This is a genomic window from Ruegeria atlantica (assembly GCF_013032455.1).
In the GTDB taxonomy this organism is placed as follows: domain Bacteria; phylum Pseudomonadota; class Alphaproteobacteria; order Rhodobacterales; family Rhodobacteraceae; genus Ruegeria; species Ruegeria atlantica_B.
The window spans coordinates 18526-43023 of sequence record NZ_WQCF01000014.1; the positions used below are offsets into that span (position 1 = coordinate 18526).

24 protein-coding genes and 1 tRNA gene are annotated in these 24498 nt (G+C 54.4%); 16 read left to right on the forward strand and 9 right to left on the reverse strand.

Annotated features, from left to right (window positions below; genetic code table 11):
* Positions 1 to 2: 2 nt before the first annotated feature.
* From nadA to GOW93_RS18540, 5 genes are all read right to left on the reverse strand, one after another.
* The gene (gene nadA, locus GOW93_RS18520; RefSeq protein WP_170387509.1) at positions 3 to 1055 is read right to left on the reverse strand and encodes a quinolinate synthase NadA; all 1053 of its coding nucleotides are present in this window, start codon (positions 1053 to 1055) and stop codon (positions 3 to 5) included.
* A gap of 290 nt (positions 1056 to 1345) precedes the next feature.
* Positions 1346 to 2125 carry an IclR family transcriptional regulator gene (locus tag GOW93_RS18525; protein ID WP_170387511.1) on the reverse strand — a complete coding sequence of 260 codons (780 nt, stop codon included), beginning with the start codon at positions 2123 to 2125 and terminating at the stop codon, positions 1346 to 1348.
* Between the two features lie 11 nt (positions 2126 to 2136).
* The gene (locus GOW93_RS18530) at positions 2137 to 3495 is read right to left on the reverse strand and encodes a TRAP transporter large permease (protein WP_170387513.1); all 1359 of its coding nucleotides are present in this window, start codon (positions 3493 to 3495) and stop codon (positions 2137 to 2139) included.
* On the reverse strand, positions 3495 to 4160 hold the full coding sequence (locus GOW93_RS18535) for a TRAP transporter small permease (RefSeq protein WP_170387515.1): 666 nt from the start codon (positions 4158 to 4160) through the stop codon (positions 3495 to 3497). The genes GOW93_RS18530 and GOW93_RS18535 overlap by 1 nt, the downstream gene beginning before the upstream one ends.
* Before the next feature lie 65 nt (positions 4161 to 4225).
* Positions 4226 to 5464 (reverse strand): TRAP transporter substrate-binding protein, encoded by a 1239-nt coding sequence (locus GOW93_RS18540; protein ID WP_170387517.1) that lies wholly within the window; start codon positions 5462 to 5464, stop codon positions 4226 to 4228.
* A 109-nt stretch (positions 5465 to 5573) separates the two neighbouring features.
* Here GOW93_RS18540 and GOW93_RS18545 point away from each other — a divergent pair, with 109 nt between their 5' ends.
* The 11 genes from GOW93_RS18545 (at position 5574) to GOW93_RS18595 (ending at position 13610) form a co-directional block, all read left to right on the forward strand.
* Complete coding sequence (locus tag GOW93_RS18545; protein WP_170387520.1) at positions 5574 to 7169, forward strand: GMC family oxidoreductase; 1596 nt, start codon at positions 5574 to 5576, stop codon at positions 7167 to 7169.
* 1061 nt (positions 7170 to 8230) lie between these two features.
* Positions 8231 to 8488, forward strand: coding sequence for a YjhX family toxin (locus GOW93_RS18550; protein ID WP_170387522.1), 258 nt, complete (start codon positions 8231 to 8233; stop codon positions 8486 to 8488).
* A gap of 165 nt (positions 8489 to 8653) precedes the next feature.
* On the forward strand, positions 8654 to 9019 hold the full coding sequence (locus GOW93_RS18555) for a GNAT family N-acetyltransferase (protein ID WP_170387524.1): 366 nt from the start codon (positions 8654 to 8656) through the stop codon (positions 9017 to 9019).
* Between the two features lie 206 nt (positions 9020 to 9225).
* Complete coding sequence (locus tag GOW93_RS18560) at positions 9226 to 9456, forward strand: DUF1192 family protein (protein WP_170387526.1); 231 nt, start codon at positions 9226 to 9228, stop codon at positions 9454 to 9456.
* A gap of 210 nt (positions 9457 to 9666) precedes the next feature.
* A complete protein-coding gene (locus tag GOW93_RS18565; RefSeq protein WP_170387528.1) occupies positions 9667 to 10182 on the forward strand; it encodes a hypothetical protein in 516 nt (171 codons plus the stop codon).
* Between the two features lie 390 nt (positions 10183 to 10572).
* A tRNA-Ile gene (locus GOW93_RS18570) sits at positions 10573 to 10666 on the forward strand.
* 17 nt (positions 10667 to 10683) lie between these two features.
* Positions 10684 to 11106: a hypothetical protein gene (locus tag GOW93_RS18575; protein ID WP_170387530.1), complete on the forward strand. Its 423-nt coding sequence runs from the start codon at positions 10684 to 10686 to the stop codon at positions 11104 to 11106.
* Complete coding sequence (locus GOW93_RS18580; RefSeq protein WP_170387532.1) at positions 11099 to 11596, forward strand: hypothetical protein; 498 nt, start codon at positions 11099 to 11101, stop codon at positions 11594 to 11596. Before GOW93_RS18575 ends, GOW93_RS18580 begins: the two co-directional genes overlap by 8 nt.
* Positions 11597 to 11600: 4 nt before the next feature.
* Positions 11601 to 12890, forward strand: a complete 1290-nt coding sequence (locus GOW93_RS18585; protein WP_170387535.1) for an AAA family ATPase — start codon at positions 11601 to 11603, stop codon at positions 12888 to 12890.
* A gap of 115 nt (positions 12891 to 13005) precedes the next feature.
* Positions 13006 to 13239: a hypothetical protein gene (locus tag GOW93_RS18590; RefSeq protein WP_170387537.1), complete on the forward strand. Its 234-nt coding sequence runs from the start codon at positions 13006 to 13008 to the stop codon at positions 13237 to 13239.
* A gap of 194 nt (positions 13240 to 13433) precedes the next feature.
* On the forward strand, positions 13434 to 13610 hold the full coding sequence (locus GOW93_RS18595) for a hypothetical protein (RefSeq protein ID WP_170387539.1): 177 nt from the start codon (positions 13434 to 13436) through the stop codon (positions 13608 to 13610).
* A 155-nt stretch (positions 13611 to 13765) separates the two neighbouring features.
* Here the strand turns inward: GOW93_RS18595 and GOW93_RS18600 are convergent, their stop codons facing one another.
* Complete coding sequence (locus GOW93_RS18600) at positions 13766 to 14632, reverse strand: NAD(P)-dependent oxidoreductase (RefSeq protein WP_170387541.1); 867 nt, start codon at positions 14630 to 14632, stop codon at positions 13766 to 13768.
* 102 nt (positions 14633 to 14734) lie between these two features.
* On the opposite strand from GOW93_RS18600, the gene GOW93_RS18605 reads away from it, so the two are divergent.
* The 4 genes from GOW93_RS18605 (at position 14735) to GOW93_RS18620 (ending at position 20511) form a co-directional block, all read left to right on the forward strand.
* Positions 14735 to 15652 carry a LysR family transcriptional regulator gene (locus GOW93_RS18605; RefSeq protein WP_170387543.1) on the forward strand — a complete coding sequence of 306 codons (918 nt, stop codon included), beginning with the start codon at positions 14735 to 14737 and terminating at the stop codon, positions 15650 to 15652.
* A 228-nt stretch (positions 15653 to 15880) separates the two neighbouring features.
* Complete coding sequence (locus GOW93_RS18610) at positions 15881 to 17635, forward strand: adenylate/guanylate cyclase domain-containing protein (RefSeq protein ID WP_170387545.1); 1755 nt, start codon at positions 15881 to 15883, stop codon at positions 17633 to 17635.
* Between the two features lie 92 nt (positions 17636 to 17727).
* Positions 17728 to 19464, forward strand: coding sequence for an adenylate/guanylate cyclase domain-containing protein (locus GOW93_RS18615; protein ID WP_170387547.1), 1737 nt, complete (start codon positions 17728 to 17730; stop codon positions 19462 to 19464).
* Positions 19465 to 19566: 102 nt separating this feature from the next.
* Complete coding sequence (locus GOW93_RS18620; RefSeq protein ID WP_170387549.1) at positions 19567 to 20511, forward strand: aminotransferase class IV; 945 nt, start codon at positions 19567 to 19569, stop codon at positions 20509 to 20511.
* A 321-nt stretch (positions 20512 to 20832) separates the two neighbouring features.
* On the opposite strand, the gene GOW93_RS18625 is transcribed toward GOW93_RS18620, so the two are convergent.
* The gene (locus GOW93_RS18625; protein WP_170387551.1) at positions 20833 to 21423 is read right to left on the reverse strand and encodes an isochorismatase family protein; all 591 of its coding nucleotides are present in this window, start codon (positions 21421 to 21423) and stop codon (positions 20833 to 20835) included.
* Between the two features lie 18 nt (positions 21424 to 21441).
* Complete coding sequence (locus GOW93_RS18630) at positions 21442 to 22170, reverse strand: pirin family protein (RefSeq protein WP_170387553.1); 729 nt, start codon at positions 22168 to 22170, stop codon at positions 21442 to 21444.
* A gap of 90 nt (positions 22171 to 22260) precedes the next feature.
* On the opposite strand from GOW93_RS18630, the gene GOW93_RS18635 reads away from it, so the two are divergent.
* The gene (locus tag GOW93_RS18635) at positions 22261 to 23163 is read left to right on the forward strand and encodes a LysR family transcriptional regulator (RefSeq protein ID WP_170387555.1); all 903 of its coding nucleotides are present in this window, start codon (positions 22261 to 22263) and stop codon (positions 23161 to 23163) included.
* 155 nt (positions 23164 to 23318) lie between these two features.
* Here GOW93_RS18635 and GOW93_RS18640 read toward each other — a convergent pair whose 3' ends face one another.
* Positions 23319 to 24428 (reverse strand): linear amide C-N hydrolase, encoded by a 1110-nt coding sequence (locus tag GOW93_RS18640; RefSeq protein WP_170387557.1) that lies wholly within the window; start codon positions 24426 to 24428, stop codon positions 23319 to 23321.
* Between the last annotated feature and the right edge of the window lie 70 nt (positions 24429 to 24498).

Below are 24498 nucleotides of genomic sequence, written 5' to 3' on the forward strand. Positions count from 1 at the left end.
GATCAAATGCCCAGTTTGCGCGACAGATCAATCATGCGCTGAACCGACAGGCGCGCCTTGTCGGCGACTTCTGCGTCGACTTCGACCTGTCCGGTCATGGTATCCAGAGCGAACAGCACTTTCTCAAGCGTGATCTTCTTCATGTAGGGGCACATGTTGCAGGGTCCGACAAAATCAACCTCGGGCAATGCATCAGCGATGTTCGAGGCCATCGAGCATTCGGTGATCAGCAGCGCCTTTTCCGGCATCTCATCGGTGACGTATTTGATGATGCCACTGGTTGAGCCCGAGAAATCGGCCTCGGCCACAACGTCTGGCGGGCACTCCGGGTGCGCGATAAGCCGCGTGCCCGGGTTCCATTCGCGGAAATCGCGCAGGTCCTTGGCGCTGTACTGTTCGTGCACGATGCACGAGCCTTCCCACCAGACCACGTTCTTCTGCGGCACGTCCCGCGCAACATTCTGCGCCAGATACTGGTCCGGGGTCATAATCACCGTGTCACTGTCCTGCGCTGCAACGATCTGCGCCGCATTGGACGAGGTGCAGCAGATGTCGGACGCTGCTTTGACTTCGGCCGTGGTGTTCACATAGGTCACAACGGGCGCGCCGGGATACCTGCGGCGCATCTCCGCAATGCCATCGGCCGTAATCGACTCGGCTAGCGAGCATCCGGCCTCCATATCCGGTATCAGAACCGTCTTTTCAGGGCTTAGGATTTTCGACGTCTCAGCCATGAAATGCACGCCGCACTGCACGATCACATCGGCCTCAACTTCAGTTGCCTTAATTGCCAGTTGCAAACTGTCGCCGCCAAAATCCGAAATGCCGTGGTAAATCTCGGGCGTCATGTAGTTGTGGCCCAGAATGACCGCGTTGCGTTCCGCCTTTAGATCGTTGATCGCCTTCACATAGGGCGCATAAATCGCCCAATCTACGGGCGAAACCACGCGCGACATGCGGTCATAGATATCGCTCATGCTTGCGGCAAGCTCGGGCGAAGGGTTCAGATCATATTTTTCGGAGAGATGCGCGCGCTGCGCGGGTAGATCGAACACGGGACTGTTTTTCTGCCTAAGGGACTCGTGGCGCCTTTAATATGGGGTTTGCTGCGGGTTTACCACCACCCAAATCAGAAGAATGTTCCAATATTCAGCCGCCCTGCAGAATTATCTTATCGAACCTCTTGCTTAGGCCACATAAGGCACGACACTGGCCCGGATTCCAACGACGGCTTATGCCAGAAACAACGCGCTAAGTGAATCATAGTGCGGGCCCGCAATCTGCCGACTGTCAGCAAACACACTCGCTGCAACCGTCATCTAGCGGCCAGGTGGCCTGGGCGTAGTCACTCGGCCAAAAGAGCCGAAAGCTCATTCGCTCCCTTTTGCAGTGTGCCCAGAAACGACATTAGGCTGTTGACGTCATGACGTTGGGTCGGGGCGTGAACCGAAAGCGTGCCCACCAATCTGCCCTGGCCATCCTGAACGGGCACAGCAAGGGCAGCCATTCCGGCCATGAATTCTTCGTCATCGGTGGAATATCGGTTCTCAGCGATGTGTTGGATTTCCGCTCGCAACGCCTTGGGATCAGTCAGAGATCGTTCAGTCTGCGATCGTAGGTTTCCAGCCGAAAGAAAACCGTCCAGGGTTTTTTGCCTTAGAGTGGACAGATACAATTTGCCACTGGCGGTACAGTGGAAGGGCACCTGCGTACCGACCGGCAGCTGAATGCGCAGTGGCCACTTGGTTTCCACCCGATCAAGATAGATCATCCCCTCGCGGTCCGGGATGGCGAGATTGCAAGTTTCACCGACTTCTTCGGCGACGCTGCGTAAGATTGCCAAGCGCGCCGTGCGCAGGTGCTCGGAAGACATCGTGTTGACCGAAAGTAAACGCAGCCGATGTCCAGGACCGTACGAGCGTCCATCCAGATCACGTTGCAGAAAGCCTTCGGCTTCTGCGGTTTGCAACAGGCGGTGAACGGTCGGCTTGGCCAGACCTAAGGCTTCGATCAGGTCCGATGGTTTGACGGCGACCCCGCGTCGCGCCACCTCCTCAAGGATGAGAAGAAGGCGCAAGTTTGTTGGAATCTGAGTTTCTTTGTCTTGTGTTTCCGTCTCTGCCATTCCGCAACAGTCTAGTTATTTGGCAGCAGGATCAAGGCCAGATCGGGCACAAGAGACACCAAAATCCACACCGACAGCAACGCGACCAAATAAGGTACTGTGTACCGCAGCAGCCGGAAATAAGGCACTCCGGTCACGCCTGAAGCTACGTAGAGGTTCAACCCGTAAGGCGGAGTGATGAACCCGATGGATGCCCCGACAAGGAAGATCACCGAGAAATGGATAGGATCAATTCCAACCGAAGCTGCAATCGGAGCCAGTATCGGGGCGAGGATAATCGTGACAGGCAGGCTTTCCAGCACCATGCCCGAGAAGAAGACAATCACCATCGAGGTAAATAGAACCGCATGATACCCCCCCATCGAAGTCACGAAGTTCCCGATGGTCTCTTGCGCGCCTAGCAGCGACAAGATTTGCTGCATCACAACCGAAATTGCGATCAGCGGCGCGAGGATACCAGTGATCTGGGCCGAACGGATGACGATCGAGGGGATCTCGGGGATCGTGAAGCCTTCGACCACGAACATTTCTGCGAACGTCTTTTCGGTCGGCGGGATATCGTTCCTCGCGCCCATGATCCGGTTGATCGGATAACTGACCAGACCCGCGATGACGCAGAAGCCCACGGTGACTCCGGCGGCTTCGGTGGGCGAGAATTTGCCCGTGTAGATGCCCCAAAGCACCAGCCCGATGGCGAAGAAGCCGAGCCATGCGCCGAACGCGGTTTTCAGCACGCGGTTCAGTTGCAGCGGGATTAGGTGGCCCCAACCATTCATGCGGCATATGATCCAGCAGGCGAATTGCATCCCGAAGACCATTAGCGCACCGGGCAGGATACCGGCTACGAACAGTTCCGAGATCGGCAGGTTCATGAGGAAGCCGTAGACGATGAAGATGATCGACGGAGGAATGATGATCCCCACCGTACCGCCCGCTGCTGCGGTCGCAGCACTGAAGCGTTCGTCATATCCTCCCTTGACCATCTCTGGGTGCAGCATCGACCCAATGGTCGCGGTTGTTGCCGAGTTCGACCCCGAAATCGCCGCGAACAGCCCGCAGGCCCCCAGCGACGCCATTGCCAGCCCGCCACGTATCCAGCCTAGACAGGAATAGGCAAAATCACTGAGCCGCCGAGCAATGCCCGATTTGTTGATCAGGTCTCCGGTCAGAATAAACAGCGGCATCGCCAGCAGGGCAAAGCCCTTGTTGAACACGTTCAACAGCTCGGCCCCCATATTGTCCAACGTCAGGCCCAGGACAAACGAGCAGCCAATGACCCAATAGCCTATAACCAGCAGCACCGGCACGCCCAGCATGAACAGGAAGGTGACCCCAACCGAGATCAGTGTGACCATGGTTCCATCTGTCATCAGTCTGCTCCGATCACGGCCTGCTGGATCAGCGGCTCACCTGTTTTCCAGTTGTGCAGATCGTCTGCGAGGTTCTGAAACACCCGCCCGACCATCAAAAAGAACGACAGCGGTGCGGCCAAAAGGAACCACCACTGCATGATGTTGTCAGTACCCAGAACGATCTGAAAGTTCGACGCCGACAGCGCCACCAGCCGAGTAGTGGTCACAATGACGATGACCGCGAAGATGTACCAAAGCACTGCGTCCAGGAACAGACAAGCCAGTTGCCCGCCACGCGGCATCGAAGTGCGGAATTCGCTAAAGCTTAAATGTGTACGTAGCCGCACGTTATAAGACGCGCCGAACCATGCCATCACCATGAACAGCAGTGGCGGGATCGTGGTGGACCAGGGTTCCTGATCGTTGAATACGAACCGGTCAATCACGCCCCAAAAGATGATGAAGGCAATTGCAAGGTAGGAATAAACCATCACGGCACGTTCAAAGTGGCGTTCGACAAACGGCACTTTTTGGTAAATCCACATGATGAGGAGCCCACCCAGGGCTGAGACGATTGCACCTACGACCCAAGTTGCGTCGGATTCCAGCGCGGATTGAATCTCGAATGAATCGAAGGTGAGTAAAGCACTGAATATCGCGCCGACATCTGCCCAAAATGACATGAACCCTGTCCTCCCAGTCGGTGTTTAGTGGAACCGGCCCAGACGGGCCGGTTCGTGTGAGTTTATCAGGCTTCGCCCTTCCACCAACGGCGAGGCTCGACGTTTTCCGGCAGCGTATCGGCCGGAATCTCGCGCGCGATGTCGTAGATTTCCTGATAAGTATCGATGCCACCGGCCCATTTGTTCAGGCGTTCACGCCACTGCGCCCATGGCTCGGGGTTATAGTTCGGAGCGCACATTTCCTCGGCCAACTTAATCTGATCATCGGCCAGGAAGGCCGGGCGCACGCCATTTTCGGCGAAGATCGTGTTTGGCAATTGAGGGTCTGAGAAACCGACAGTGTTCAGCAACGCAGCTTCATTCGCACCCTGAATCAGCGCCTGCGTGAAGTAGGACGACTCCATAACCGCATCCTGCAATTCACCGCCCAGCCCGTCGAACACCTTGGCGGACATCGAGGTGTGCTCGGTACCGCAGAAGAACTTCAAGTTCACCGATTGCGACACCACAGGAGACATGTTGGCGTAAGCCACGGCCGAGGCCCATGTTTCGGCACCGTCGATCAAACCTGTTTTTAGCGCGTCCAGCGTTTCTTCCCACGCCACCGGGACCGGGTTCAGGTTGAGAAGCTGCATGGCGATACGACCCAACTGCGTGCCTGTAACCCGGTTCTTGGTGCCAAACAGCTCTTCCAACTTGGTCACAGTCGGCTTATCGGCAAAGTTTGATCCCATTTGCAGACCGCGAAGTTCACAGTGCGTGAACAGGAATTTCAGCCCATGCCGTTTTTCCAGCGGATCGCGCAGGATACGCTGGCTCGCCGGGCTATAGAAAAAGTGATACTGCGCCGCGCGGCTGGGGAACATATAGGCATAATCCAGCACGTTCAGATAAGGCGCGCCACCCGCCGAGTTCTGGGTCGAGGCCGCATAGATATCGACGATCCCTTGTTGAGTTTTCTCGACACAGCTCAGCTGACCGCAGATCTGATTGTCGCCGATGAATTCAATCCGAATCTCGCCATCGGTACGCTCTTCCAGATCGCGGGCGAACTCGATGGCCCCGGCGCGTTCGATCAGAAGGTTGCGGGTGTTAAAGCCCGACGCGCCGAATTTCAGCGTGTGCTTCGGCTCTTTCGAAAAGCGCTTTTCATAGGTTGATTCGGCTGCCTGCGCCAGATTCGCAAGGCTCATCGCCCCACCGAACCCGCCTGCAGCCAGCAGTGTCGAACTCATGCCATAACGTCCGGCCACGCGGAAAAAATCCCGCCGTGAAATACCACTTAGTTTCCGACCGATCTCCATTGCTTACCTCCCTGATCACAATTATTGAGACGTTTTGTATCAAAAAAGGCTAGTATATTTCTTGCATCTTGCATAGAGTTTTTTTCAACGACGTTGGAAGGAGGCGGTCATGGAAGTGGATTATGCGGTTGTTGGCGCGGGGTCTTCGGGCTGTGTTATTGCCAATCGGTTAAGCGCCGATCCAAATACGACTGTTGCTTTGCTCGAGGCGGGTGGCCGCGATACCAACCCATGGATTCACATCCCCGTTGGCTATTTTAAAACCATGCATAACCCTTCGGTTGATTGGTGCTATCGCACCGAACCTGATCCGGGGCTGAACGGACGATCCATTGACTGGCCGCGTGGGAAGGTTCTGGGCGGGTCATCCTCGCTGAACGGGTTGCTCTATGTACGTGGTCAGAAAGAGGATTATGATCGTTGGCGGCAAATGGGCAATGAAGGCTGGGGTTGGGATGACGTCCTGCCCCTGTTCAAACGCTGCGAGGATCAGGAGCGGGGCGAGGATGAATTCCATGGCGTCGGTGGACCCTTGTCTGTATCCAACATGCGCATTCAACGCCCTATCTGCGACGCTTGGGTCGCGGCAGCACAGGCTGCAGGGTATCCCTTCAACCCGGATTACAATGGCGCCAAGCAAGAAGGCGTTGGATATTTCCAGCTGACCACCCGAAATGGCCGCCGGTGCAGCGCTGCTGTGGCCTATCTGAAGCCTATCCGGGGTCGTCAGAACCTCAACATCATCACCAACGCCCTTGTGACGCGGGTGGTTTTGGACGGGAAAAAGGCAACCGGTCTGGTTTATCGGGATCGTTCGGGTGCAGAGCAGACCTTGAAAGTCCGGCGCGAGATCATCTTGTCTGGTGGCGCAATCAACTCCCCCCAGATTTTGATGCTGTCGGGGATCGGAGACCCAGGCCATCTGAAGGAAAACGGAATTGAACCGAAACATGCGCTCCCCGGTGTCGGCAAAGGATTGCAGGACCACCTACAGGCACGGCTGGTGTTCAAATGCAATGAGCCGACACTGAATGACGAGGTCCGCAGCCTGTTCAATCAGGCCCGCATCGCCCTGAAATACGCACTTTTCCGCGCTGGCCCGATGACCATGGCCGCCAGCCTTGCTACCGGATTCATGAAAACCTGCCCTGACGTTGAAACTCCGGACATTCAGTTCCACGTTCAACCCTGGTCTGCCGACAGCCCCGGTGAAGGCGTGCATCCATTTTCGGCTTTCACGATGTCGGTCTGCCAGCTGCGCCCGGAAAGCCGAGGCGAACTACGCCTGAACGGTCCTGATCCGTCCAGGCATGTCAAAATCATCCCGAACTACCTCTCTACTGAAACGGATTGCCGAACAATTGTCGACGGTGTGAACATCGCGCGCGGGATTGCCAAACAGAACCCTCTGGCCTCGAAGATTTCAGAGGAGTTTCGACCGACAGCAGAGCTGCATCACGACGATTATGAAGGCACACTTGATTGGGCCAGATCGAACACTGCCTCGATCTATCACCCAACTGGAACCTGCGCGATGGGAAACGCTGAGACCTCTGTCGTCGATGCAAAACTGAAGGTGCTCGGCATACAAAACCTGCGGGTGGCTGATTGCTCGATCATGCCGGAAATCGTCAGTGGCAACACAAATGCACCGGCGATCATGATCGGCGAAAAGGCAAGCGATTTGATAAAGGCGGATGCCTGACAGGCCGACCGTCGTACCTGCATGACAGTTGGAGCACCCGAAGCCCTGGTGATCACTGAATCAGTGCGCCGATCGCGCATACTTAAACAGAACCGTTTTTAATGACTTTCCCGCATACGCTTTGCCCTAATTTTGTCTCAAGGCCGTCCGCGATCAGCCAAGGTGATAAAAGTTGGCGATCGGTGGGTCACTTAACTCAGGAGTCGACATCAAATAATTCCTCAAGGGATGCGCAATTGGAGTTGAAAGCGGCAATCAGACACGCTTCTCCGGAACTATAACAATGGTTTGGAAACAGCCAAGAATTTGACCGACAGGCAAAAAGCGTCGAACTCCAAAATCAGTGGATGGCTACTGCGCCCAAGGTTTTGGGCCAAAGATGCAAACCTTTAGGCGAAATGCAAAGTTATGCGCAAACCTACAAACCCCTGTAGGTGCGCGCATAACGCTGCGTCCCAGACACTGATTACATTCAGAAAATTACGGAGTCCTCGCCCATAGTCTTGCGCTCTATTTGCGCATAATTTTGCACGATTTGCCCATAACTTTGCACGGATTAAAGAAATCGGCCAATCGTTGGTTGTTGTCGTGCAAATCAGTCAACTACAGGCCCTATGCCTCAATCATAGGTGCACTTAGATGAGCAAAATTCAACCTTTATCAGAGGGATTCAGTTTGTGGGCAATTACGAGTGATAACTTCACCGATCTTCTTGCCGAAAACTTTCCTCTCCGCGTCGAACGGAGGAAACAACCCGTTAACAACCGACGAACTCTTACGAGGTATCGATTGGGTGCTGACGCGCACGACAAAGGATGCACGCCAGCACTCAAAATGAGACATCTGGACCTCAAGAGATATTGACCCTTCTTACTTGAAGGACTATCTGCGCCAAACGTATGAGGCGGTACGCCTCACGCAACGGAGATTTTATGAAAGAGACCCGGGCCTAACGCCCGTTCCTGGCGAACCAAATTCAGGAACACCAACACTGATGGGTACACTCACGCGCGATGCTGAGTGTCCTTTTTGTTGTGCTTTCGTAAAATCGAGACATCCCAATGAATATCTCAAAGCACGAGCAACGTGTTTTGCACGAACTCGCCCTTGGCGGGGCGATCCACTTCGAACGACTGAAAAACGGAAAAGTCCATGACGTCACTTGTTATACGCGTGACGGCTATGTGCTGTCCGACTGCACCCTGAGTGTTTTCCAACGCTTGCTGAAAAAGCGCTTTATCCACTCGAAAAACGGCAATCCCTATCGCGCCTCCGCGTTGGGGATCAAATCCGTGCGCGCCCAAATGAGCCAAAGATAGGAAAGAACCATGAACCACGCAGACATTGACGCTATTATTGAAGTCCACCGGCTGGCCTTTGGATAAGAAGAAGGAGAGGATGTCGCTCAGCTTGCCAGAGACTTCCTCGGCCTCCCGGACACGATTTCTATCAGCTCCGAACGCGACGGGAAGATCGCAGGCAACGTGCTGTTTACTCCGTTTAACTTCGTAGATCACCCATACGTGAACTGTTACCTGCTGGCACCTTGCGGGGTGCTACCAGCGTATCAGGGCCACGGCGTTGGGAAAGAGATCATGGAGGCCAGTATTGAACATCTCAGTTCCGTCGGCACGGATGCGGTGTTTGTGTTGGGCATCCCTACGTTTTACCCTCGATATGGGTTTGTCCCGACGGACAAGCAGACGCCATACCCGGACCTGATGTCGACACCAGAGGCATGGATGGCGCTTGAGTTGACAGAAGGATCTTTGCAGAAACTGAGTGGCAAGACCGTGGCGATCCCACAGTTCATGCAACCTCATTGGTGGGACACTTCGCAACACGGGTGAAGTCCATCCGGAATCGTCGCTGAAAAACCGGAGCCCGCGCTTCAATACCGCTAGTTGAAGGGCGGGTTCATTTCGCGTGGTGTGAGTTAGCGCAGCTCGAGATGGACAACACGTCCTGGAGTTTTTCTGAGTGCCGACGTCCTAGCTGAAGCTTTGGCAACACCACTTGCTTTGGTCTGCTATCCTCACCCAAAAAGGTGGATTCGATGACAAAAACTGAGACTGAACACTATGAGCACGTACAGTTCCGGATTCCGAAGGCGAAACTGGATGAGTTTAACGCCATGGTCTACGAGCGCTATGGCATGAAGCATGGCGGCAAGACCAAGATGTTCCTCGATCTGATTGCGGAACATCAGACATCGCAGAGGATCGCGCTGTTGAAAGCCGAGATAGAACGGTTGGAACAGCAAAGGCATGAAAAGCACGCGCTTTAGGAAAAACCTCACCGCCGGGCAGATAGTTCCTGTGGCCATGGGTGACGTGAAGCAGTTGCAAATCCAGCACAAAGAAACGCGACTTTCCTGTAGTAATAGATACTACAACTTGCAGTTGACGTCCCAAGTGAAGACCGTTGTCCCGTCAAAGTGCTAGCGGAATCCAATCGGAGCTGACCCCCTGCCGGTGGAATTCCAGGAGGGCGCGCAATGTCTGAAGCTGAAGCCACCATCAATTTGGTCGACTACGACGATATTAAAACAAGCATTGAGCTCGAATTGGGTGAGACCCCACTGGGCTGGTCGGGGATCGTGACTGAGCTCTTTGAGCAGATCAAAGCACGCAGTGACGAGATTGGGATCGACTATCCAAAGGTTCTCCAGATCAAACAAAAGTTTGGTGAACTTCGGATTTACTTCAGCAAGGCATCCGAGGATGAACGCATCCGAGGCTGGGTCGCAGCTACTATCGATAGGGCGAACCAGAGTTGCGAGCGATGCGGGAATGCTGCGCGCCCTCAAAATTTAGAGAGCTGGATCATGACGTTATGCTGTTGGTGCGCGCATGAAGAAGCGGCCAGGCGGTTCAATGAGCACAAACGCCGCTATTTCCGCCGAACGGATGCCCCCGAGCACCTTACCTGTTCGGTTTGCGGTTACGTTGGACATATAGACCGTTCCGATGACAGGCGGAGATGCCCCTGCTGCGTGAAAAAAGGCTGGTAAAATCCGGGCGGGTTCCACGCCGCTCACGAAACTCATCGCCTCATGTGGAGTGACTTAAGAGCTGGTCTCCCGCTGTCTCAAAGAAGATACGGAAGCTTCAAACCAGTTCGCGCCGACTAAGAAACCGGACGTTCTGGCGCTCTTTGTGAAACCAGAATCACCTCCCGATTCTCATCTTGAATGGGGAAATACGCGTGCCTGATACGGTCGGGAGGCAGCGCTTCGTACAACCCACAATAGAAAGTTCCCGAAACCACGCGGCGAATCACGACGTTTTGCTCACTTCATCTTGACACGATGACCCGAGCAGGTGCAGCTTCGCCCCATGACATACACACGCATCCACTGCCAGCGAATATCGGCCTGATCGATACCCCACGCGAAACACGCGGGAGGCAGCATTGGTATGCGGGCGGGGCTTATACCCCTGTGATAGCTCCAGATTAGAGTGCACGAGTCGGTTCGATTCCGACGCCTCCTACCATCCTTTGGAGGCATTCCATGTCAAAAGACCACAAAACAAATGAAGACCTGAAAAGACGCCTGAAGCTCTACGCCAACGACGATCTTCTCTCGGAAGTCAAAACGCGCATCGAGACTGGTGTGTTGAAAGAAACGCTTCTGTTCCATGGTGCTACAGGTCGCGTGTACTCAGACCTTGGAAGGGAAGACAGGCGCTACCTTCCTCCAGACGCAATTCTGCGGTTGGTATTCCCTTTTCACGAATTCGATCCTGACAGTATCAATCATCGAAACGTCGCTGAATGCCTGTTCGACTTACCGGACGAACACTTCTCTGCTCTCAAATCGACGGTGGCGGCAGAGACAGAAAAAGGCCTGCATCGTCTAGTTGCTGTGCTGGAGGAAATCGCTTCAGTTCAAGAATCCCAGTCCCCTAGAGCCGGGGATCCGGCAGATGACTAACACCTTCGATTACGATGACATTCGCGGCTCCGTTGAGAAGCACCTCGGAAAAGACAATCTGGGCTGGGTTCGGATTGTCACCGAGTGCTTTGAAGCGATCAAGAAGCACTGCGACCGGCGAGAGGAAAGCTATCCCTCGGTTGGCCAGATCAAGCAAAAGTTCGGCTCGCTTCGGATCTACATGGATGGGACGCAGGAAGACACGTTCATTCAACTGCGGTTGCAGCAAGCTATGCAAGAAGCAGAGATGTCCTGTGAGCGGTGCGGTAACGCCTCTACAGTTCAGGTCATCGCTGCCTGGCATGTAAACCTGTGCTGTTGGCACGCGCATGAGGCGGCCACTGGGCGGATGGAGACCTTTCCCACAATGCGTTTGAATACGCGTGCCAAGAGCGATGCGCTTCAATGCCGAAGCTGTGGCTACATCGGCCAAATTGCCTGGGGCGCATCGGGTCACCGATGCCCCGCCTGTGTGGCGAAAGGTTGGTAACCCGATGAGTGGAACAACCTGGGAAGAAGATGAAATCTTTGCGCTGGTTGGATTCAGCCATGACGAGGCAGACATCCTCCGCCTTGTTTTGAGCGCACTAAACTCCCGTGCATCTTGGGAAATCGTGAAGCAAAGGATTTTGGAAAGAGCCAGTTCTGAAGAGCTTCTCAAGGTGATCAATAAACGATCTGAAGAAACCGCAAGATTTAGCGATGAGCCTGACAACTGGCGGCAGACGGAAATTAACCGTCTGAGGGACATCGATCCTGCTCTCGCAGTCTTCGCCCAGGACACGGTGGAACAAATGACGAGCCTGAAGCGCTGGAAAGAGGTCATGGGCCTTATTTCCGAACGTTATGCTGCCGATATGAGCATGGAAGCTTCCCGCGCAGAGGGTGAGAAGGCCAAGGCTGCACGGTATCTTCTGGACAAGGTGAACTTTGAGTACCTGCCGCGCACCCTCCGAAACGAGATGCCGGAACATATCAAGCAACTCACGACCTGGAGCAATCAATTTGCCCGTCTGGCCTCACTTGATGCGCTGAACGAGCTTCGTGCAGTCTCCCAAAGGTTCCCTCACTGCAACTTCGTCATCAAGGGGATGGCCCATGACATCGAGTGCCGATGGAGTATCGGGTCTGACATTCTTCATATCCAACCCACCCTGCTGGTTGGCGAGCCCGGCGTTGGCAAAACGGCCTTTGCAAAGGCGGCATGTAAGGCGCTCGGTCTTTACGTGCAGAACGCAAATGTAGGCGGCAAATCGGAGAACCATTTGTTTGGCCTCTCTGTCGGATGGAGTTCTGCGCATGCAGGGATCGTAACGGAGGCTGTGGCAACGGCACGCGTCCTTAATCCAGTGGTCATCCTCGACGAAATCGACAAGACGCACGCGAGCCGCAACGGAGATATCACCGGCGAACTTCTTGCGTTGCTCGAACCCTCCGAGGCCAGACGATATCGAGAGAAGTACCTGGCGGCTGACGTGGATGCCTCCCACGTGAGCTGGATTCTGACGGCAAATGATCTGAGTGGCGTTCCTGCGCCTCTTCTCAGCCGCTGCACAATCTATGAAATCCCGCCCCCGACACCCGAGCAACTGCCTGCGATCATTCAAAGCCTAGTAAGTGAATTTGCTGCTGAGTTTGGGTTGAGACCTGAGTTCTTTCGACTGGATCTCGGCGATGTTGAAGCTTTGGTGGGCACCTATGGGCGGCACAGATCAGTGCGAGTCCTGAGACGGCTGGTGCGGGGCCTTCTGCATCAAAAGACCAAAAACCACTCGTGGAATTAAGGCGGGCCCGCGAAGGGCCAAGCATTCAAACACCACAAAATGAGAAAGACGGAAAATGCTAAGAGTTGTTGTTTATGTAAATCGTACCCCAATCGCGGAAGCCCGGGCTGGGAACATGTCCGGACTTTCTGACATCTCCGACTACAAGGTCAGAGTATTCGAAGACGAAGCACCGCACCTCGATATCCCGGCCAAGGATGTGACCGGCTGGATCAAGGGGCACACACGCCGCAGCAGCGTTTGGTATCTGGTTCGAAAAATCGCCGAGTTGGCTGTACGGGAGATTGAAGCAACGTCTGACAATGAGCAGGATGGGTCGCCAGATGACACCCAGCAAAACGAGCAATGAAGAGTACCGGAGCCGCTCTCCCGTCCTTTTGCACCATCTCAAACTACTCGCGCTGGAAGACGAGCTTGTTTGCAGAATTAGAGCCTCTCCTGAAGAAGCGCTCGCACGCCCGAGAACTGGCTTTCTGAGGGCGATGAAGTATTATGCAAAGTTAGCCAATTGCCCGAAAGCGTCAGATACAGAGGGGAATGGGAATGTCGGAAGAAGGCCCCAATGAGACTACCGAAGAATTCGAGAAACGCTGCGAGGTAGACGCCATCACGGTGGCCTTTCTCCTCGTCAAAGCAGCTCAGTTCGCCTCAGAGGATGGGCCAACGCGAAAAAGCATGAGCGCTGATGAGTGGAACAATCTCGCCCCAAAGCAGCTCTAGCAAGGGTCAGTGCCACCGTTTTCTGAAATGTGCGCTATAGGCCGCTACCAGCCCAAACTAGACATTGGCGCCGAAACTTCGCAATCCCGTGTATGCAGCTTTGCAGCCGTTTTTTGTCCAAGTCGAACTACCATTCTGACAGAAATCGCCCGACGTTATCCGGCGTCCGCCATGTGCTCGACCAACGAGGTCAATTGTTTGTCCCCATATCCATCCGCCCACGCCGCTTTTGTGCGGTCATGCATCATTCGGATAAAGTCAGCCGGTGCATTCAGAGAAACGCAGGTCTTTAGCGCGTCCTCTTGGGCCAATGCGTAGACTTTCAACGAGGCTTCGGCGTCGTCATAGTCCTCGGTTGGAACGGTACGGACAAAGAGATCGTGGTAGTCATTTACCAGCTTGATCGTCGCAGGAAGTTGATCGGCATAGACCTGCATAGGAACACCAGCTTTCTGGCAAACCAGTGCGCCGTATATCATCCCAAACATGAACCCTTGCCGGACAGTGAAGAGACCAGCAAAAAGTGCTGCAAGAGCTGCGGGTTTCTCACCGACTTGAGCGGACTTTCCCCCAAGAGACCTTATCACTTCGCCGTAGCGATCCCAAGTTCCGGCACTGCCGACGGTAAGGATGGTGGTGTCGCTGCTACCGATGCCGGAAGGGTATGCATTGATCATGCCCAGCATGTAGTCTGCGTTTTTTTCGCTGAGAAATGAGACCAGTGAATCAGCATCGGACGTGTCGCCGGTGCTCATGTCGCAGATTGTTTTCCCCTTCAACGATACACTTAGACCGCTGATCAAATCGACAGTTTCCTTGTGACTTTTGATACAGACGATGACGAAATCGGACGCGGCAACAGCATCTTCCGGCGATACGCAAATAACTGCACCTACCTTTGCAAACGGCTTTGTCTTTTCAGGTGTCCGATTCCAGACGCAGACGCTGTAACCTAATTTGAGCAGGCAATGCGCCAGCGCAGAACCCATGTTGCCCAATCCGAGTACCGCAAGCGTTGCCATGGTTCCCTCCTGTTCTGGTCATTGGTGTTTCACGTCAACATGCGTGAGAATTGAGAAATCGCGTAGTTGTAAATTTTTCTGTATTGTAAGATTTTCTGACTTATGGATTGGCACACGTTACCTTCGTTGACGTCTCTCAGAGCCTTTGCCGCCGCCGCAAAGTTTAGAAACTTGACCCGCGCAGCAGGGGCGCTGAATGTGACCCATTCCGCGGTCAGCCAACAAATCCGAGGCCTGGAGCAGCACCTAGGAACCCAGCTTGTTACTCGGACGCGACACGGTATCGCTCTGACTGCACAGGGAGAATTCTTAGCGGCAGGTCTGCATGAAGCATTCGCCTCAATGGCGTCCCTGACTGAGAGCATATCAAGTGCAGAGGCGGTTCGCCCGCTGGTAGTCAGTGCGACACCGATGTTTTCAAGCGCATTCCTCATGCCGCGTCTATCGGCATTTGTTCAGGAGTTCCCGGATATTGAGCTTCGGATCGACTCAACAATCCAAGCTGTCGACCTCAAACCAGGGGGCATTGACATAGCCATTCGATACGGCACCGGGCGCTGGTCGGGACTGGTCTCGCAAATGTTGCTACCTGGCTGTCTGACTGTGGTCGCTGCAAAAGAATTGATTGGGGAACGAGTGCTCAAAGACCCAATTGAATTGCTCGACTTTACTCTTCTTCAGGAGCAGGCTTCGGTCGAATTTGACCTGTGGTTGGAAAAGGTTGGAGTACCACCCGATGCCGATAGGAGAGTTGTTCGCCTGCCGGGCAACATGCTGCTTGATGGAATCCGCCGGGGTGATGGTGTTGGGGCGACGGTTCCGGCATTCATCTCTGATGAATTGAAGTCTGGAGATCTCGTGGCGCTATTCGATGATCCAATCCCGCAGATCGGATATCACCTCGTCACGCTGCCTGGACCAGTTCGCCCAGCGGCAAAGGTGTTTCAGAAGTGGCTTTCGAACTCAATTACCGAATATGAGAAAAGCCTTTTCAGATGGACGCCTGCTCACTTGATATAACTGTAATAGGTGTTCAACTCGAATGGATAGCAACAACCCAAACCGGCCATGACCTTTTGCAAGATGAGGTTAAAAAAGGCCGTTTGCGGTGTGAGCTCTTCAAGCAGACGTATCGCAGCGCTTCCCAACGCTGAAGCCGACTTCAAGCAAAGTCAGAAGTCAGTCCTGTGCACTTTCGCATGGTCTAAACACGTAGCGACCAGTATGAAAAAGAAAGGAGGACAATACATGGAGCGAAAGCTGGCGGCCATCCTGATTGCTGACCTTGTCGGCTTTACCGCCCGAATGGAGCGGGACGAGAAAGGCACGCTCGAAGTCCTCTCAGCGCACATTGACGAAACCTTTGTTCCGCTTGTTGGTCGGCATCACGGTCGCATTGTCAAACAGATGGGTGACGGTCTGCTCGCCAAGTTCGACAGCGCTGCCGATGCCGTTTCATGCGCGGTTGAATGGCAAAATTCGCCAGTGGTGGGCTCCGACCCACTTCGCTTTCGCATCGGTGTCACTCTTGGCGACATTATCATGCGCGACGGAGATGTTTTTGGATCCGGTGTGAACCTTGCGTCTAGGTTGGAGCAGCTTGCCCCACCCGGCGGTGTGTTGGTGTCGGACGCTGTATATCGTGTGGTCGGGAACCGTATACCGGTCGCCTGGGAGGATGCTGGTCAGCACACGGTAAAAAACGTTGCCGAACCGGTACATGCTTGGCGCATTGGCGGGTTAAGCGCAGTATGTGCTGAACCGCCTCGGCCTGAATCATCAGGAAAAGCCACTATTGCGGTCCTGCCTCTACACAACATGAGCGATGACCCCGAGCAGGCCTTTTTTAGCGACGGGATTGCGGAAGACATTATTGTGGGCTTATCGCGTTTTCGAACGCTTAAGGTTGTTTCCAGAAATGCGTCTTTCAGGTTCCGGACACAGGACACAGATCCAGCCAAAATCGCGGAGGCTCTCGGCGCAGATTACCTGGTTGAAGGCAGCGTGCGGAAGGCTGGCAGCCGCGTGAGGATCTCGGTACAGCTCGCTGACGCCCGTACAGGTACTCAACTTTGGTCGGATCGATACGACCACGAACTGGAGGACGTTCTGGCGGTACAAGACGAGGTGGCCCGAAATATCGTCGCAGTGTTGCCGGGCAGGGTCCAGCACGATGTTGTCGACCGTTCGACACAGAAACCAACGGATCAGATGAAGGCCTATGAACTGATGCTCAAAGGCAAGGCGCTACGCGACGGCTTGAACGCACGAGATACGGCCAAGGCGAGAGCGTTGTTGGAACGAGCGGTCGCGCTCGATCCGACCATCGCGCGATCTTACATGTATCTTTCGGACACGTATGTCATAGATTTGTGGCTTGGTCTGGCAGACGCTGACGCACCGGCCCACACGTTGAAGATCGCCCGAAAGGGCGTGGCACTGGATAACCGGGACGTCTACATTCAAGACCAGCTTGGGTTTGCTTATCTCTGTGCCGGGCTGTGGAGCGAGGCCGAAGCGCAATTCAACAAGACACTTTCCATGATAGAAAGCGAGGCGGAGTCGATGGCTTGGTGCGGCTATGCTTTCTTGCTGCTCGGCCTGCACGAAAAGGCGCGCGAAGTGGTTTCGGAAGCTATGGCGCTGGATCCGCTGCATCCACCTGCCATCGACTGGATTAAGGGTCAGGTCGAATTTTTCAACGGCAACTATGAGGCAGCGCTTGGTTTTCTGATGGGGGCAGCGCGGCTCAACTCTTTGGCCACTGCATTTGTCGCCGCGTCTTACGCGCAGCTCGGACGAAAGCGAGACGCCTCCGACGCGTTGCAAGAATTCGTCACCGAACGTCATGATGAGTTCACAAGTCGAGGTATTGTGGTTGAGGGTGACACAGTAGATAGCCTTGCCCGCGGATTTAGGTCGATGTGGCGGCGACCGGATGATTTTGAACGTCTTGCCGATGGGTTAGCGGCGGCAGCCCGAATTCGCCAAGCCTTGCCATAGTTTTTTGCCAAACGCGGTCGTTCTATCCTCAACTTTACTGCATGGATTTTGCGCACCATCGGGTCTAACGTTGCCCTGTGGAGGAACGGAAATTGGACCGCAAGCTGACCGCCATACTTTCCGCCGATGTTGTTGGCTTTTCCAAACTTATGGAAGACGACGAGGAAGGCACGCTGGGACGCTTGAAGTCACATCGACTGGAAACATTCGATCCGACGGTCAGCGAACATAACGGCCGTATTATCAAGCTGATGGGTGATGGTGCGCTGGTGGAGTTTGCCAGTGTTGTGGATGCTGTGAATTGTGCAATGGCCGTCCAGTCAGCGCTGGTGCAGTGCGGTGGCCCAATCCGCCTACGCATCGGGATCAATCTCGGTGATGTTATCATTGATGGGGACGACATCTATGGCGACGGTGTCAATATCGCTTCGCGGCTGGAGGCGTTGGCAGAACCCGGCGGCGTTTGTGTGTCCGATATTGTCCAACAAGCCGTGCGCATGAAAACCGGGCCGATCTTCAGAGATCTTGGTGAGCAAAATCTGAAGAACATTGCCCAATCGGTGAGAGCTTGGCATTGGTCCGCACCAAATGAGCAAGACGCAATCGAACCCACCGCCGACAGTACGCAATCGGCATCCGAAAAACCATCGATTGCTGTTTTGCCTTTTGACAATATGAGCGGCGATCCCGAGCAAGAGTATTTTGCAGACGGGGTCAGCGAGGACATAATCACCGCGCTATCACGCATTCGATGGTTGTTTGTAATTGCCCGCAATTCAACGTTTGTTCACAAGGGCAAGGCGGTGGATGTGCGTCGGTTGGCACAAGAGCTTGGCGTTCGTTACGTGCTTGAAGGCAGTGTCCGAAAAGCCGGAAACCGGGTTCGCATCACCACACAGCTGATTGATGCCGAAAGTTCCAATCACCTTTGGGCCAACCGTTACGACCGGGAGCTCGATGACATTTTCGCACTGCAAGACGAGATTACTGAGACAATCGTTGGCAGTATCGATTCAGAACTGCGCGGCGCTGAGCAAGACCGGGCGAAGCATAAGCCAACTTCAGATCTCAACGCTTGGGACCTGTATCAACGGGGAAACTGGCATCTAAATCGCTTTACCAAGCAAGGCAATGAAAAGGCTCGTCAGTTGTTTGAGACGGCCACGCGGGCTGATCCGAATTTTGCCTTGGCCTACGCCGGCTGCGCTCTTGTAGGCGTCTCAGACGTCATAATGCGAATTGCCGACCAGTCTTCCGAGACTGTGAAGAATGCCATAAGGTTGGCGGAAAAAGCGAAGGCTTTGGACGACCGTGAAGCTTTGACCCATTACGCACTCGGCCGGGCGTTCTGTCTTGCTGGGGACACGGATTCAGGGATCGCCAGCCTGGAAAAGGCCATCGCGCTCAATCCAAACTTTGCCCTCGCACATCACGGCATGGCCTTCGCGCTGAAAGCCGGAGGGCGTGCGGAGGACTCGCTGGCTCATGTGGCCATGGCCATTAAACTTAGTCCCAACGATCCCTTGTTATGGACGTTCTATGTCAACAACGCATCAGCTCACTATCAATTGAAAGACTACAAGCTTGCAGAACACTGGGCGGGCAAGGCCGTTAGAGAAAACGAGCGTGAGTATTGGCCAAACTTGTTCCGAGCAGCAGCACTGGCGCAACAAGACAAGTTAGATGAAGCCCGCGCAGCCGTTACCAAAGCTCTTGCTCTCAACCCCGAATTCTCGCTGTCATTCGTCGCCCAAAGTTTGCCCGGCTACAATCAAGACTACTTTGAACATTTGGTAGAGGGGCTACGAAAAGCCGGAGTGCCGCAGTGACCGGTTTGGAGTAGTCGACATTTTCTGCAACGAGCATGACTGACCGGTCGCAGCCCAAAACGGACATTGCGATTTCTGTCCGCACTCCGGTAGCTTCTATTCATGACTGTTTTACCCAATCTCTCCGAGCATTACTCTGACCCAAAAACATATCCTCCTGGCGTGGCTTTCATGGACGGGCAGTATTTGCCGATTTCCGAAGCCAAGATTTCGGTGCTGGACTATGGGCTACTTCATTCCGACGCGACGTATGATGTCGTCCATGTTTGGAACGGAGCCTTCTTTCGACTCGAAAATCACCTTGATCGGTTCTTTGCAGGTTTGGAAAAGCTGCATATGTCAATTGAGTATGACCGAGAACGGGTCATCGAGATACTGCACAACTGCGTTGCACTGTCAGGGTTAAAGAACTCCTACGTCGAGTTCATTTGTACACGCGGCATGTCTCCAACATTCAGCCGGGATCCACGTGATGCCGTCAACCAATTCACTGCGTTCGCAATCCCGTTTGGATCGGTGGCTAATCCAGAGCAGATGAAGCATGGGCTACATGCAGCAATATCATCCTTGGTCCGCATTCCGCCTAATTCAGTCGATCCAACTGTGAAGAACTATCACTGGTTGGATCTGGTGAGAGGCCTCTATGAGGCTTACGACCGCGGTGCCGACACGGCGATCCTTGTCGATACAAATGGAAACGTGTCTGAAGGGCCCGGATTCAATATTTTTGCCGTCATCGACGGAAGAGTCCTAACACCAAAGCTCGGTGTGCTTCTCGGGGTCACTCGTCAGACGGTCTTCGACATTTGCACGAACTTAGACATCAATTGCTCAGCCGTCGACATATCCCAAGACCAGCTCCTAGGTGCCAACGAGGTTTTCATATCTTCAACTGCCGGTGGGATCATGCCAGTGACCAAAGTGAATGGACAATATATCGGTGCTGGATCTCCCGGCCAAATCACAAGCCAGATCACCAAGAGTTATTGGGACATTCACAACGAAAAGAGCAACAAGTTTGTGATAAAATACTTGGATGAAAAATAGCTGTCAGTCGGTGTCGGGTTTACCCAGTGGTCGAATGTAGTTTTGGGAGCCGTGACTCTGCTGGACGCGTCTTGCACAATTAGCTGATCGCAGCACAAAGCGGACATCCACAATTAGGGTTTTCAGTTTCGTAGATGTGCGATTAGATGGTCTAATTGCTTCATTCTGAGCGGCAGTCAAACGCTCGTGGCTGCCATTCGATTCATGGACTTCGCGCCCTATGCATACATCATGCAAGAGGCGGAGAACTTCTGAATTGTTTGACGACCGCCCTTTGGATGAGGCGGCCGCACTCGTATCGCTTGTAAAGGGTCAGCGAGCCTATCCGCGGCTCAGGATTTCCTCTCCGAGGATTTGCATGATCTTTTTACCAGCCTCGCTGGCCCAATTGACGGCAAGTTCTGCCAGCAGCGCGCTGGTTGTGGTCAGCTCGACACCGCCGCGCTCCATCTTCCGGAACGCCATCTCGTCCGTCAGCGCGGTGGGGGAGCCGGAAGCGTCGACCACAGCGGTCACGGCAAAGCCTTCATGGGCAGCACTGATTGCAGGAGGGGCAAGGCATACGTCGGTGGTGATGCCCGCCATGATGAAATGCTTGCGCCCGGTGTTGCGGCAGGCATCTGCAAAGGCGCTGTCATCCCAGCAGTTCACTACGCCGGGACGCTTAATCCGCGCGGCGAATGCATCTGGCGCGATCTCTTCCAGCGCGGGCATCAGCTGGCCCTGCATGTTGTCTTCCATACTGGAAGTCAGCACCAGCGGCATGCCAAGCGCGGTCGCCGCCCGCGCCAAGGCACGGGTGTTGGCTTCTATCAGTTCGCGGTCAACTGATTTTGCCCAGTTCATTGTGCCGACCTGATGGTCGATCAGAACGATGGCTGCGTTGTCGGGGGTCACTTTCGTGGAGGTCATGTTGATGTCCTTTCCTGGTTAAGAGATTTCGGAATTGGGCAGATCGAAAATCAGAATTTCGGCTTCGGCTGAGGCTTCAATCGCCACATCCCCGGCGCGGAGCAGTCCCAGCCCGTCTCCCTTGCTAAGGGGGAGGCCAGCAACAGTTGCCTCGCCTTCGATCATAAATATGTAGAGGCTGCGTTCGGGGCTGGACGGGCTGAAGCTCAGCACGCCGTGGCGGTCGAATTTGCCGTAACTGAGACGCACTTCCTGCTGTACAACAAGGGAGCCTTCGGCACCGTCGGGTGACAGCACCAGCTGGAACCGATTGGTGTGATCCGCGGTTTCAAGTTCCTTGCTGGAATAGGCCGGCATCAACCCATTGGATCGCGGCTCAAACCAGATTTGCAGCGCCCGCATCGGCATCGTCCGCGAGTTGTTCACTTCGTTGTGGAGGATACCGGTGCCAGCGGAGATCACCTGAAGGCCCTTCGCCTTTACGGTGCCGTTGTGAACGGGAACCACCGGATCGATATGCGACACCTCTCCGTCTACCATGAAGGTAACGACCTCGACATCTTGGTGCGGATGCAGACCAAAACCTTGGGCGCCTGGAGCCAGCGTTCCGTCGTCGATTGTGATCAGCGGGCCGAAACTGCGCCGCCCTGCTTCGAGATGCGGCTTAAACGACAAATAGGCCTGCATGAAGCCGAAGTCCTTGAACTCGCGGGTTGCGGCGAGGTGGTAGACCATCTCAGTCTGCATTGCTCATCTCCTGGCCTGTTCGCTTGGATAGAATTTAGGGATCCCCTTCGTTCTGGAAAATGACCCTTTTGTTAACTATCGTTCGTATTCATGAACGATAGATTCTATTCCTGCGCCAAGGCCCTAGTGGCGACTGTTCGTGCCGGGTCAATGAGTGCGGCAGCGGCGGAGCTGAACACCACGAAGTCGGCAATCAGCCAAAAGCTTGCACTGTTCGAAGCTGAATTGGGGTTGGTATTGCTGGACCGTTCAGGTCGGGCGGTGACCCCGACTTCAGCCGGGCGCAGAATATTTGAGATCTGCGCTGGTCCTGTTGACGCAGCGCTTGAGGCCGAGGCAGAGCTTGGCTTTGCCAGAAGCGGGAAGATTGCTGGTCGGGTGTCGATCTCGGGACCCAACAGCCTGCTTGGCACCATGTTTGTCCCGCTCCTGACGGGGCTTCAAACCCGCTTTCCGGACGTCGAACTGGAACTTCATGCAGACGATTCCAGGTCGGATTTTGCGGCAGATGACATCGATTTGGCGTTCAGAACTGGTTCCGCCGGCAAGGGTCGATTCATATCAACCGCCTTACCGCCAGCCCGGCGAGCACCTTACGCCAGCCCAACCCTATTGGAGCAGGTGCAAGAAGTCGCCCGGCCTGCTGACTTATTGTCGCTTCCATGTGTCTTACGAACTCAGGAACCATGCAAATGGGTGTTCAAGAACGACGACGGCCGACAAGAGGTTGTCACGCCGCCCATTGGGTTGCGGGTCAACACGATGGAGCTTGCCTATTCGGTAGTTTTGAGGGGGCATGCAGTTGCCATGCTGCCTACATTGCTGGCGCAACAGGATGAACACGTTGGGAGCCTCGTGCGCCTACTTCCTGACTGGTTTACCGAGCCAGTTCCACTGACATTGCTTTGCCGCCCTGAACGTTTGGCCGCTCCGCAGGTCTCAGCGGTTCGGCAACATATTATGGAGGCATGTAAACCCACAAAGCTGTTGTAGACAGCCCGAAGCGGACCTTCAGAATCCGACTTTGCAATTCTCGCTATGCGGACCTAGCGGACCATTCATGCGCAGTAACTCTGCGTCTGATTTACCAACCACGGATAGGCTGCTCCCAAAGCCCGCAGAACCAAATAAACAAAGGCATTTCAGCCTCACGGCAGAGTGACAACCTCGATGTCTTGCTGCTTTTCGCGATCAAGCGGCAAGAATGTCATTTCTTCTAGGATTCCAAAATCGATAACATTCAGATCAACCATGCGGACGCGGCGGTTGTGCATAGTGTGGTAATGAAGTTTGAGGTTCTGCGTGTCTATGGCGGTAGTCCAGAGGGTGGCAGAGCGCATGGCGCTCACATCACCCTCGATGTCCGAACCCTCTGTGGCACCGAGCGGCACGTTGAAGCTGTCAAGTATTCTAAATAACTCGTAGATCGTTTCGTCACCCGTGTCCGTAGGCCGGGCTGTCGCAGAGAATGCCACGGCTCGGACAAAACGCGAGGGTGGCGTGTAGTCTCCGGGTAGGCCGATCATGCCGCTGCCACCACCAAGTGGCGCAAATTCAACCTCTGATAAGTCGACGGGCGGTAACGCGACCGGCGAAAGATTGATGTAGTTGCGCAAATTGGTCATGTGCCAGTCGAATGAGGGCGAATTCGTAATCACTCCGAGAGGGTTGTCGAATACCCTAAGTTCGCCATTCAGGTATTCGATCACAATCGCCGCGCCACTTTGATCTGTGGCGATGAGATGGACCGGCGCCGGAAAACCCAGAGCAGGCTCGGTCACAGGAACAACTTTGATTTCGGTTATGCCAGCGCGCACCTCTTCAACCGTTGCAAACTGACTGAGCAGGTAGTTCGCGACATCAAGTGGTCCGAGGGACATATCGCGCATCGCCGGATCGAATGTCTGATACTCAGCCGTGCCCGGATGATAAAAAACTCCAACGGCAAGTCCTTCTTCGTTCAATCCATCGACAGCGACCGGCTTTTCCAAAGCATCAACCGCAACGAACCCATATTTCGCTTCCCAAGTCATGCCTGGTTCGCCGTCTTCCATTTTCGCGACGAAGGCATGACCGCGCGGCGAAATCATGATGCGCGAGTTCATGTCGAAAGCGCCCCACTCAAGCGTGCGTCCATAGACGACGGAACCGTCTGCTGCTGTCAGCGTGATGCCTGTACATGCAAGCGACTGCGTTGCTGCAATGCTGGCGATAGCAGAAACAAACGCAAGTTTGCGCAGAACCTTGATAAGTTTCATGTTATCTCCCTTTCGCTTGAGTTGGGCTCCCATGGTTCGCATGGGGGCGAGTTTTTCTTCCAGTCTTGGA

What these genes read in the sequence shown, in the direction of transcription:
- GOW93_RS18525 (WP_170387511.1), bottom strand. Translation starts at nt 2,125, where the DNA reads ATGGCAGAGACGGAAACACAAGACAAAGAAACTCAGATTCCAACAAAC.
- GOW93_RS18530 (WP_170387513.1), bottom strand. Translation starts at nt 3,495, where the DNA reads ATGACAGATGGAACCATGGTCACACTGATCTCGGTTGGGGTCACCTTC.
- GOW93_RS18535 (WP_170387515.1), bottom strand. Translation starts at nt 4,160, where the DNA reads ATGTCATTTTGGGCAGATGTCGGCGCGATATTCAGTGCTTTACTCACC.
- GOW93_RS18540 (WP_170387517.1), bottom strand. Translation starts at nt 5,464, where the DNA reads ATGGAGATCGGTCGGAAACTAAGTGGTATTTCACGGCGGGATTTTTTC.
- GOW93_RS18545 (WP_170387520.1), top strand. Translation starts at nt 5,574, where the DNA reads ATGGAAGTGGATTATGCGGTTGTTGGCGCGGGGTCTTCGGGCTGTGTT.
- GOW93_RS18550 (WP_170387522.1), top strand. Translation starts at nt 8,231, where the DNA reads ATGAATATCTCAAAGCACGAGCAACGTGTTTTGCACGAACTCGCCCTT.
- GOW93_RS18560 (WP_170387526.1), top strand. Translation starts at nt 9,226, where the DNA reads ATGACAAAAACTGAGACTGAACACTATGAGCACGTACAGTTCCGGATT.
- GOW93_RS18565 (WP_170387528.1), top strand. Translation starts at nt 9,667, where the DNA reads ATGTCTGAAGCTGAAGCCACCATCAATTTGGTCGACTACGACGATATT.
- GOW93_RS18575 (WP_170387530.1), top strand. Translation starts at nt 10,684, where the DNA reads ATGTCAAAAGACCACAAAACAAATGAAGACCTGAAAAGACGCCTGAAG.
- GOW93_RS18580 (WP_170387532.1), top strand. Translation starts at nt 11,099, where the DNA reads ATGACTAACACCTTCGATTACGATGACATTCGCGGCTCCGTTGAGAAG.
- GOW93_RS18585 (WP_170387535.1), top strand. Translation starts at nt 11,601, where the DNA reads ATGAGTGGAACAACCTGGGAAGAAGATGAAATCTTTGCGCTGGTTGGA.
- GOW93_RS18590 (WP_170387537.1), top strand. Translation starts at nt 13,006, where the DNA reads ATGTCCGGACTTTCTGACATCTCCGACTACAAGGTCAGAGTATTCGAA.
- GOW93_RS18595 (WP_170387539.1), top strand. Translation starts at nt 13,434, where the DNA reads ATGTCGGAAGAAGGCCCCAATGAGACTACCGAAGAATTCGAGAAACGC.
- GOW93_RS18600 (WP_170387541.1), bottom strand. Translation starts at nt 14,632, where the DNA reads ATGGCAACGCTTGCGGTACTCGGATTGGGCAACATGGGTTCTGCGCTG.
- GOW93_RS18605 (WP_170387543.1), top strand. Translation starts at nt 14,735, where the DNA reads ATGGATTGGCACACGTTACCTTCGTTGACGTCTCTCAGAGCCTTTGCC.
- GOW93_RS18610 (WP_170387545.1), top strand. Translation starts at nt 15,881, where the DNA reads ATGGAGCGAAAGCTGGCGGCCATCCTGATTGCTGACCTTGTCGGCTTT.
- GOW93_RS18620 (WP_170387549.1), top strand. Translation starts at nt 19,567, where the DNA reads ATGACTGTTTTACCCAATCTCTCCGAGCATTACTCTGACCCAAAAACA.
- GOW93_RS18625 (WP_170387551.1), bottom strand. Translation starts at nt 21,423, where the DNA reads ATGACCTCCACGAAAGTGACCCCCGACAACGCAGCCATCGTTCTGATC.
- GOW93_RS18630 (WP_170387553.1), bottom strand. Translation starts at nt 22,170, where the DNA reads ATGCAGACTGAGATGGTCTACCACCTCGCCGCAACCCGCGAGTTCAAG.
- GOW93_RS18635 (WP_170387555.1), top strand. Translation starts at nt 22,261, where the DNA reads ATGAACGATAGATTCTATTCCTGCGCCAAGGCCCTAGTGGCGACTGTT.
- GOW93_RS18640 (WP_170387557.1), bottom strand. Translation starts at nt 24,428, where the DNA reads ATGAAACTTATCAAGGTTCTGCGCAAACTTGCGTTTGTTTCTGCTATC.